This is a genomic window from Micromonospora sp. C81, from assembly GCF_018070425.1.
Classification (GTDB): Bacteria; Actinomycetota; Actinomycetes; order Mycobacteriales; family Micromonosporaceae; genus Micromonospora; species Micromonospora zamorensis.
Window position 1 is genome coordinate 19690 of record NZ_JAGPXS010000035.1, and the last position, 9404, is coordinate 29093.

Here is a 9404-nt window from a genome sequence, read left to right on the forward strand (position 1 = left end):
CACGGACCAGCAGCCGTCCGAAACCGCGGTCCCCACGGTGGCGCCCCGCCGAGTCCTCGACCAGCAGCCACCGGGGCCGTCCCTGCCAGCGGTCGACACCCAGCCAGGGCCGAGGGCGGTAAGCCAGCCACCCGGGCAAAGGGTCGAGAGCCGGCCACCGCGGCCGAGGGCCGAGAGCCATCCGATCCCGTCGTCCGGTCAGCGGCCACCACACCGATCACCGTCCGGGCCCGCCACAGCGCCCCGTCAACGGGTCGGCGACGACCCGGCGGTCGACGCTTCCCACCGGCCATCGAGCGCAACCGCCCCGACCCCGGCCTCCCCGACGCCAGCATCCGGGCTGCCGGCGCCCCGCTGGGACGACCCGACGATCCAGGTACGGCAGATCGAACCGCTACTCGCCGAGGAGGCTGCCCGAACGGGAGTCAGGGCCACCGGGGCGAGCGCACCGGTCGACGCATCCGCTGCCCAGATTCTGAGCAGCCAATCCCCGAGCAGGAGTCACCCAGGGCCAACCCAGCCGGTCAGTGGAGCACCAGCCCACCCGATCAGCGCGCCGCCCATTGCTCCGCGGCCAGTGTCCGCACCACCGGCCCTCCCCCACCCGGTTTCGGGACCGCCGACCCACCCGGTCTCCGGACCACCGAGCCACCCCGTCTCCGCACCGGCCCACCCGGTTTCCGGGCCACCCGGGCACCCCGTCTCGGCGCCACCGGCCCACCCGGTCTCCGGACCCCCGGCGCACCCGGTATCCGGGCCACCTGGGCACACCTACCCCGTGTCCGCACCACCCGCGTTCGGCCAGCAGATCTCCGCGCCGCCGATGAGCGCGCCGCCCTTCCTCGCGCGCCCGCTGAGCGCGCCACCCGTCTCCGCGCCGCCGGTCAGCGCACCACCCGCACCGCCCTGGGGGTTGACCGCGCCACCGTGGAGCCGCACCGGCCCACCGCCAACTGCCGACGCCGGCGACGCTGGGCCGCACCCGACCGACGCGGAGCGCACCGGCGCGGACGGCGGTGAGTTCGGGCCGGTCATTCTCGATGCCGCAATGGTGCCGACGCAGCGGGCCCGGGCCGCGGCGTCCGACCAGACCGAGATCCTCCCGGCCGTCGCGCCCGGCAGTGGTCCGGCCAGGGACTTCGCCGGTTCGGCCCAGCCCGTCACGTCCCAGCCGACACCGGGCGCCCTTCAGCCACACCCCGTCGAGCCGTCTCCGGCTGCCTGGTCACCGGGTGGGGGCAGCGCGCCGCCGCCGACCACGCCGCGACCGGCCTCGCAGTACCACCAGGGCCAGCAGCCGACCCAGGCGGAGCAGGACCAGTACCCGACGCAGGAGCACCGCCCGATCCAGGATCACCGGCCGTTCCAGGCGCCGTACCCGGGTCAGCAGTACCACCACCCCGGACCGGACGCGTACCGGCCGGCGTACGCCGACGAGAGCGCCTCGGCGGGCCGCAACCGTGCGACGCTGATCGGCGCGGTGGTCGCCGCCGGGGTGGCTGTCGTGGCGGTGGCCGGGCTGGGTGCGGTCGTGCTGACCCGCGACGACCCGCCGCCCGGCGGCAGCGCACCGACGGCGGTGGCGCCGACGGGGGCGGCACCGACGGCGGCCGGTCCTCCTCCGGGGGACCTGAAGCTTCGGGACAACTCGACAACCATCACGCTGACCTGGACGGATCCGTCCGGCGGCGCGGTGCCGTTCATGGTCGCCGCCGGACGTGCCGGGCAGGCGTTGGGCGTGATGGCCACCGTGGACCCGGGGAAGACCAGCTACACGGTCAACGGGTTGAACTCGCGAGTGGACCACTGCTTCACCGTGTTGGCGGTCTACTCCACTGACAGCTTTGCGACTTCGGGGCAGGTCTGCACGGCGCGGGAGCGCAGCACCCCGTCGAGCGGAAAGCCCTCAGGGCGGCCGTCGCCGAGCTGACACGAGCTGAGCTGGGCGTCCACAACGCACACGCTCGGTATCCACAGGGGTGACCGTGCGGGTTCCCCCGCCACCAGCAGCGCCATATGATGGCACCCGGCTCAGGGGAGGGGTCGCCGCGAGGCGCGCCACCTGCCACGACTCAGGGAAGGCAGCCGGCTGTGGCCAGCATGGACGACGCCGTACGGACCGACGCCCCCCGCTTCCGGTCCCGGTTTCGCGGCGGGCTGGTGACCATCGGCACGGTGACCGCGCTGCTGGCCGCCATGGGGCTGACCGTCCTCGGGTTGGGCGCGGCGGACAACGCGGTGGCCAACTACGACGCGAGTTCCTGGCTGTGGAGCGCGGCGCGCAGTGAGCTGGCCCGGGTCAACGGGGTCACCGCCCGGGTGGACACCCGCACCGAGATCCCCGCCGCCCGCCAGCACCCGATGCAGGTGACCCAGACCGATCGGCTGCTGATCCTGCGTGACCTGCAGACCGGGCAGGTCAGCTCTCTGGACCTGGCGACCCTGCAACTGACCGCGACCACCCGCACGACCCCTGGCCTGGGCGTGAGCGTGGCCCTGCACGAGGACGCGGCGTTCATCGTCGACGCCGTGCAGGGCATCGTTCGGCAACTCGACCCGCGGTCGCTGTCTCCGGTCGGTGAGCCGGTGCGCTACCCGCCGGGCATCACCGGCGGCACCTTCGACGGTAAGGGCCGGCTGTGGATCGCTGTCCCCAGCCAGGGCACTGTCTCGGCGATCACCGCCGCCAAACTGCCGTCCGCTCCGGCCTCGGCGGCCTCACCCGGTGCCGGGCTCCGGCCGGAGCGTGTCGACTCGTACGACGTCGCCGAGGCCAGCCACGAGTTGCAGGTTTCCACCCTGGACGACGGGGTGGCGGTGCTCGACCGTACGGCCGGCAAGCTGGTGCGGGTGCAGAGCGGCAAGGTCCACCCGACGCAGTTGACGCTGTCCGGTCCGGCGGCACTGCCCTCGCGCACCAGTGGCTCCCGGGTCCCGGTCACCGTGCCCGCCGACCGGCGGGTGCTGGTGGTGGGTGACGGTGGTGAGGAGAGGGCGTTCACCGTGCCGGGCGAGGGCGACCGACTCAGCCCGGCGGTGGCCTGGGCGGACCGGTTCTACTGCGCCGACGAGGCCACCGGCACCATCTACGCATTCGACGGGGGCGGTCAGCTGGTCGAGACCATCGGCGGGCGGGCGAACGGCCCGCTGGAGCTGGAGGTCCGGGAGAATCACCTGTTCATCAACTCCCCCGACTCGGCGACCGCCCGGGTGGTGGATGACAAGCACCAGGTGCGCGAGGTCAACAAGTACGCCAACGACGTGCTCGGCGGCGATCCGCCTCCGGTTGCCCCACCGCCGCCCCCGCCGAAGAAGCCCCGGGTGGGCAAGCCGAGCGCGCCGCGCAGCGTCACCGCCGCCGCCGGTAACGCGCAGGCGCGGGTGAGCTGGCGGCCGGCAGCCGCCAACGGTGCCGAGATCATCAAGTACGTGGTGGAGGGCGCCGGCCAGCGCCTTCAGGTGGGTGCCAACCAGCGTGCGGTGGAGGTCAAGGGCCTCACCAACGGTGAGACGTACCGGTTCGCGGTGCACGCCGTCAACGCCAAGGGCGACGGTCCGCCGCGCAACAGCAACCCGGTGACTCCGACCGCCGCGGTGCCTGATCCGCCGGCGAGCGTCACCGCCCAGGAGCGACCGGACGGCACGGTCCTGGTGAAGTGGCCGGCCGCGAACGGGCAGGGCAACAAGATCGCGAGGTACGCGGTGACGGCCAGTTCGGCGGGGACGAACGCCCCGGCTGGCGAGTCGACGAAGACGGAGCTGGTGGTGCCGGCCGGTGAGCTGGAGTTCGGCACCCAGTACGCGTTCACCGTGGTGGCGGTCAACGACAAGGGCGCGGGGTCGGCGGCGTCGCCGGTCAGCAACACGGTGGTGCCTTTCGCGGCGCCTAGTCGGCCGCTCGACCTGCGCGCCGGCACGGTTGCCAACCAGCCGGGTGCGGTCACGGTGCAGTGGGCGCCAGCCGAGGCCAACGGTCGGCCGGTGACGAAATACCTGGTGGATGTCGGCGGGCGCGCCAGCGAGGTGACCGACACCCGCACGACCGTCACCGGGCTGGGCAACGGCCAGAACGTGACGGTGAAGGTGAAGGCGGTCAACGAGGCAGGGCCCGGCCCGGAGGCCACCGCCACCGCGCGTACGGTCGCCGAACCACGCGTCACGGTCACCGGCTCGTCGTCGACCGCCACCTCGGCGACGGTGACGTTCACCGTGGACGCCGGCGGCGGTCAGGCCACCTGTTCGGTGAGCACGCCGGGTGAGCCGGCGAAGGCCGGGGCGTGCTCCAGCATCACGATGCCGGGCTTGGCGCCGGGCACCAACTACACGTTCACGGTGACGGCCACCAACGCCGCCGGCAAGGGCACGGCAACGAGGGCGCAGGCCACCCCGTCGCTGTACGGAATCGCGACCTGCAACAACGGGTCCGACGGTGACCAGCGCACCTACTGCGACAGGGAAGTTGACGGCCGCAACGGCAACGAGGTCTTCAAGGTGACCCGGCAGGACAACGACCAGCAGGCCGGTTGGGCGAAGCCCGGCACCCGGCTGAAGGCGTACTGCAAGAAGGCCGGCGAGGACGTCGACTCCTACGTCTACAACAACCACAAGCGCAGCACCTGGTGGGTGCAGGTCGACTTCAACGGGAAGAAGAACTACATCCCGTGGGCCTGGCTCAACCTGGAGGGCGGCGACAACATCAATGTCCTGCCAACCTGCTGAACCACCAGGCAAGGAGCACCGCCGACCGTGAACACCCACGAGCCCCTCACCCAACCGGAGGTCCAGGGCTTCGCGGCCCTGGCCGCCCGGCTGGCCGAGAACGTCAACGCGGTGGTGCTCGGCAAACCGCAGGTGGTTCGGCTGGCGCTGACCGCGCTCTTCGCGCAGGGTCACGTGCTTTTGGAGGACGTGCCCGGGGTCGGTAAGACGACCCTGGCGCGGGCCATCGCCGCCACGGTGAAGGGTGAGTGGCGGCGCATCCAGTTCACCCCCGACCTGCTCCCCTCGGACGTGTCCGGGGTGACGATCTTCAACCAGGCGACCCGGGACTTCGAGTTCCATCCGGGGCCGGTCTTCGCCAACATCGTCATCGCCGACGAGATCAACCGGGCGTCACCGAAGACCCAGTCGGCGCTGCTGGAGGTGATGGAGGAACGCACAGTCACCGTGGACGGGGTCCGGCACCCGGTGCCGTCGCCGTTCCTGGTGGTGGCCACCCAGAACCCGGTGGAGATGGACGGCACCTACCGGCTTCCCGAGGCGCAGTTGGACCGTTTCCTGGTGAAACTGTCCGTGGGCTACCCGGACGAGGCGGTGGAGGTCGAGGTGCTGCGCGGCGCGACGGTGCGCTCCCCCGAGGCGCTCGCCCCGGTCACCGACACCGCCACCGTCGGGGAGATGGTCCGGATGGCCCGACGGGTGCACATCGCCGAACCGCTCTACGCGTACGCGGTCCGGCTGGCCGCCGCGACCCGCACCCACCCGCAGGTGCGGGTCGGGGTCAGTCCCCGGGGTGTGATCGCGTTGACGCGCGCGGCGTGCTCGTACGCGCTGATCGACGGGCGGGGCTGGATCATGCCGGAGGACCTGAAGGCGCTCGTCGAGGCGGTGTTCGCACATCGGCTGCTGCTCACCCCGGACGCCCAGGTGCGCGGTGTGACCGCCGGGGAGGTGCTGCGCCAGGCCGTCGCCTCGGTGCCGGTGCCTCTGCCGTCGGGGCAGCCAGCTCCGGTACAGGGCTGACCGGCAGCAGCGGCATGGGGATCACCGCCCGCGGGGTCGGGCTGCTCGTCGCCGCCGTCGTCCTGCTGGGGGTGGGTTTCCGGTTCGCGTACCCCGAGTTGACGTTGCTCGGCGCGGCGGCCGGCGCGGCCGTCGGCTACGCCGCACTGGTCGCGGCCTGGCGGCCCCGGTTGACGGTGACCCGCCTGGCCGACCCGGATCGGGTGGCGCGCGGAGAGCCGGCGAGCATGACGTTGACAGTGCGCAACTCCGGCCGGTTGCGGTCGGCGAACCTGCTGGCCGAGGACCGGTGCGGGGACCGCACCGTGCCGGTGCCGGTGCTGCGCCTGCGTCCGGGCCGGGACACCGAGGTCCGCTACGACGTGCCGACACACCGACGTGGGGTGGTGCCGGTCGGGCCGCTGCGGGTGACCCGACGCGACCCGCTGGGGTTGGTGGCGCTGGCCCGCCCGTACGGCGCGACGGTGCCGGTCTGGGTGTACCCCCGGGTCCACCCGCTGACGGCGGTGCCCACCGGCGCGGGGCGCAGCCTCGACGGCCGGGTGGACGGGGTCCCCCACGGGTCGATCACGTTCGACTCGCTGCGGGAGTACGTGGTGGGTGACGAGTTGCGCCGGGTGCACTGGCGGACCAGCGCCCGGGTGGGTGAGCTGATGGTGCGGGAGAACGTGGACACCAGCCTGCCCCGCCTGGTCGTCCTGCTGGACAATCGCGCCACCGCCCATCCGGAGCGGGTGGGTGGGGTGGTGGAGTCGTTCGAGTCGGCCTGCGAGGCGGCGGCGTCGATCGTCACCGCCGCGCACCGCGCGGACCTGCCGGTGGTGTTGCTGTTCGCCGCCGCGGAGCCGGCCGCGCCGGTGACATCCGGCGGGGAGGTGGACGGGGGCGGCGCGCTCGGGCCGTTGGACCGGCTCGCCGCCGCCGGGTTGTCGAGCGACGACGACGCGGTCCGCGCGGCCACCACCCGGCTGCGTCAGGACCGGCTCGGCGACACGCTGATCTTCCTGACCGGCCCGGGTGGCCGGGGCGAGTTGGGGCACGTGGGGGCGCTTCGGGGGGCGTACCCCTCGGTGGTGGTCGGGGTGTTCGGCGCGGCCGAGCCGACGCCGCCGGGCGCGGCCGGCCTGGTGGTGGTCGACGCGGCGGACGGCGCGCAGTTCGCCGCCGAGTGGGACGGGGTACGCCGGTGGTGACGCGCGTCGTGCGGGTGCTGCGGGCGGCCGCCGTCCCGGTGGCGCTGATCGGGTTGACCGCCCTCGCCGGGGTGGTGCTGGGCCGGGTGTACGCGGGCGACCTGCTGACCCGGCTGGTCATCGGCGCGGCGGTCGGTTCGGTGCTGGTCAGTGTCGCCACCCGGCGGCTGCCGTCCTGGCTGGTGGCGCCGCTGTCGGTGGCCGCGATGGCCGGTTGGACGCTCTGGTCGCTGCGGCTGGCCGCCAACCACGCCGAGCTTCCTGGTGGCCTGTTGGAGGTCACCGCGGACGCCGCTCGCAACGGCATCCCGCGGCTGCTCACCGCGATGATTCCGGTGGAGCCCGCACCGGACACCGTGCTGGTGCCCGTCGTCGCCGCCTGGCTGGCCGGGCTGGCCGGAGCGGAGGTGGCGCTGCGCGCCGGCCGGGTGCTGCTGGGTTACCTGCCGCCAGCGGGGCTCTACGCCGCCGCCCTCTACGCGGTCGGCCCGAACGCCGAACCGGCGGTCGGGGCGACGGTGGCGTTCGTCGCGGTCGCGGCGCTCGGCCTGGCGAGCCCGCCCAGCACGGCAACGGCCGGCGACGATCCCGCCGCCAGCCTGACTCCCCGGGTACGCGCGGCGGTGCGGCTTCGGCTGGCCACCAGCGCGGCGCTCGGGGTGGCCCTGGTGGTCGGGTTGGTCGCGGTGCTCGGCCCGGTCGTCGCCGGTCAGGTCGACGGCCGACCGGTGGACCCGCGCCGGTACGTGGAGCCGCCGCAGGTGCAGACGCTCGACGAGAACCCGCTGATCCGGATCTCCGGCTGGGCGCTGCACCCGGAGCAGAAGCTCCTCGACGTGAGCACGGAACGCTCCGGCGCGCCGGTTCCGCCGTCCGACGACGCCTCGCCGGAGCCGGAGCCGGGCGCCTCCTCGGGGCCGGCGGACACCAGTGGCGGTGTGCGGATCCGGTTGGCGGTGCTCAGCGACTACGACGGGGTGACCTGGCGGGTCGGCGCGACGTACCGCAACGCTGGCCGAATCCTGCCGGCTGCCACGCCACCGCGGGACAGCAGTGTGGGAACGGTCCGTCAGCAGATCACCGTGGCGGAGCTGAGCGGTCGGCTGCTGCCCGCCGTGGCGACGCCTCAGGAGGTCAGTGGCGCACGGGTGGCGTACGACCCGGCGAGCGGGACGCTGATCCGGCCGGAGGGGCTGACGCCGGGGCTGCGGTACGCGGTGACCTCTGCCGAGGAGCATCCCGACTCGAACCTGTTGGCCACCGCCAACGTGCCAGCCGGTGACGAGGTGGCCCGGGTGCTGCGGGTCGCCGACGGGGTGCCCGACCCGATGCGCCGGCTGGCCGCGCAACTCGCCGAGGAGAACGGCGCGCCGTTCGCGCGGGCTTTGGCGATCGAGCAGTTCCTGGCCGAGCACTACCGGGTGGCGGCGGACGCGCCGAGCGGGCACGCGTACCCGAATCTGAGTTTCTTCCTCTTCGGGCCGCGTAACGGCGGCGGGCAGGAGGGCACCTCGGAGCAGTTCGCGGCGGCGTTCGCGGTGCTCGGTCGGCTCTCCGGCCTGCCGACCCGGGTGGTGGTGGGTTTCCGCGCCGGTGGTCAGGGGCCGGTGCTGGCCGGTGACGCGTACGCGTGGCCCGAGGTGCTCTTCGACGGGTTGGGGTGGGTGTCGTTCGACCCGCTGCCGCGTCCGAAGAGCGAACCTCGGCCGGTCGAGGAGGATTTCCGGCCGACACCGGAGGATCCGCCACCGTCGGAGGCGCCGGCACCCACTGTGGAGCCGAGCGCCTCGCCGGAGCCGGTGGCCGCCCCGAACGGGCCGCCCAGCTCTGGCCGGCCGTCCACGGTGGTGCTCGTCGGCGCCGGCAGCGGTGGCCTGCTGCTGCTGGTGGGGGCGCTGCTGCTCACCCTGCTGGCGATGCGCCGCTCGCTCACCCGTACCCGGCTCGTCCAGGGTGACCCCAGTCAACGCATCGCCGGCGCCTGGCGGGAGGTCACCGACGCGCTCCGGCTGGCCGGTCGACCGGTCGGCGACGACCTGGCCGCCACCGAGGTGGCCCGGCACGCCCGCCAGGCCCTCGCCGAAGCCCGAGCAAGAGCGAGCGGAGGCAACGCGACCGACAGCGCTGCCACCGGCGAAGGCCCAACCGGCAAGGGCGCGACCGGAGGCGGCCCAACCTCCAGCGGCATTACCGGGAGCACCGCAACCGGCAGCGGCACTACCGGCAAAGGCGCAACCGGCGATGATCCGGCCGTCGACGAGCTGGCGGCGCTGCTCAATCGGGTGGGCTTCGCCCCCGGCGCCGCGGCGGCCGACCAGGCGGCCCGCGCCGCCGAGGTGGCCACGGCCTATGTCGCCAACCTGCGCTCCGCCCGCCCCTGGTGGCGCCGCCTGCTCTGGTCCGTCCACCCGTCCCCCCTCCACCGAGCCCGCCAGTCCCGCCACCCCAACTAGTCCCCCGCCCCCACCC

At 73.9% G+C, this 9404-nt stretch carries 5 protein-coding genes; all 5 read left to right on the forward strand.

Annotated features, from left to right (window positions below):
* Positions 1-778: 778 nt before the first annotated feature.
* Positions 779-1930: a fibronectin type III domain-containing protein gene (locus KBX46_RS33350; protein ID WP_210795780.1), complete on the forward strand. Its 1152-nt coding sequence runs from the start codon at positions 779-781 to the stop codon at positions 1928-1930.
* A gap of 161 nt (positions 1931-2091) precedes the next feature.
* Positions 2092-4719: a fibronectin type III domain-containing protein gene (locus tag KBX46_RS31905; protein WP_374225046.1), complete on the forward strand. Its 2628-nt coding sequence runs from the start codon at positions 2092-2094 to the stop codon at positions 4717-4719.
* A gap of 27 nt (positions 4720-4746) precedes the next feature.
* On the forward strand, positions 4747-5742 hold the full coding sequence (locus KBX46_RS31910) for a MoxR family ATPase (protein WP_088949100.1): 996 nt from the start codon (positions 4747-4749) through the stop codon (positions 5740-5742).
* 14 nt (positions 5743-5756) lie between these two features.
* Complete coding sequence (locus tag KBX46_RS31915) at positions 5757-6935, forward strand: DUF58 domain-containing protein (RefSeq protein ID WP_210795782.1); 1179 nt, start codon at positions 5757-5759, stop codon at positions 6933-6935.
* Entirely contained in the window at positions 6929-9388 is a 2460-nt protein-coding gene (locus KBX46_RS31920; protein ID WP_308159758.1) for a transglutaminaseTgpA domain-containing protein, read from the forward strand. The genes KBX46_RS31915 and KBX46_RS31920 overlap by 7 nt, the downstream gene beginning before the upstream one ends.
* The last annotated feature ends 16 nt before the right edge of the window (positions 9389-9404 follow it).

Bases quoted from the DNA above. Each gene is read 5' to 3' on its own strand.
- KBX46_RS31915 (WP_210795782.1), top strand. From the start codon at position 5,757: ATGGGGATCACCGCCCGCGGGGTCGGGCTGCTCGTCGCCGCCGTCGTC.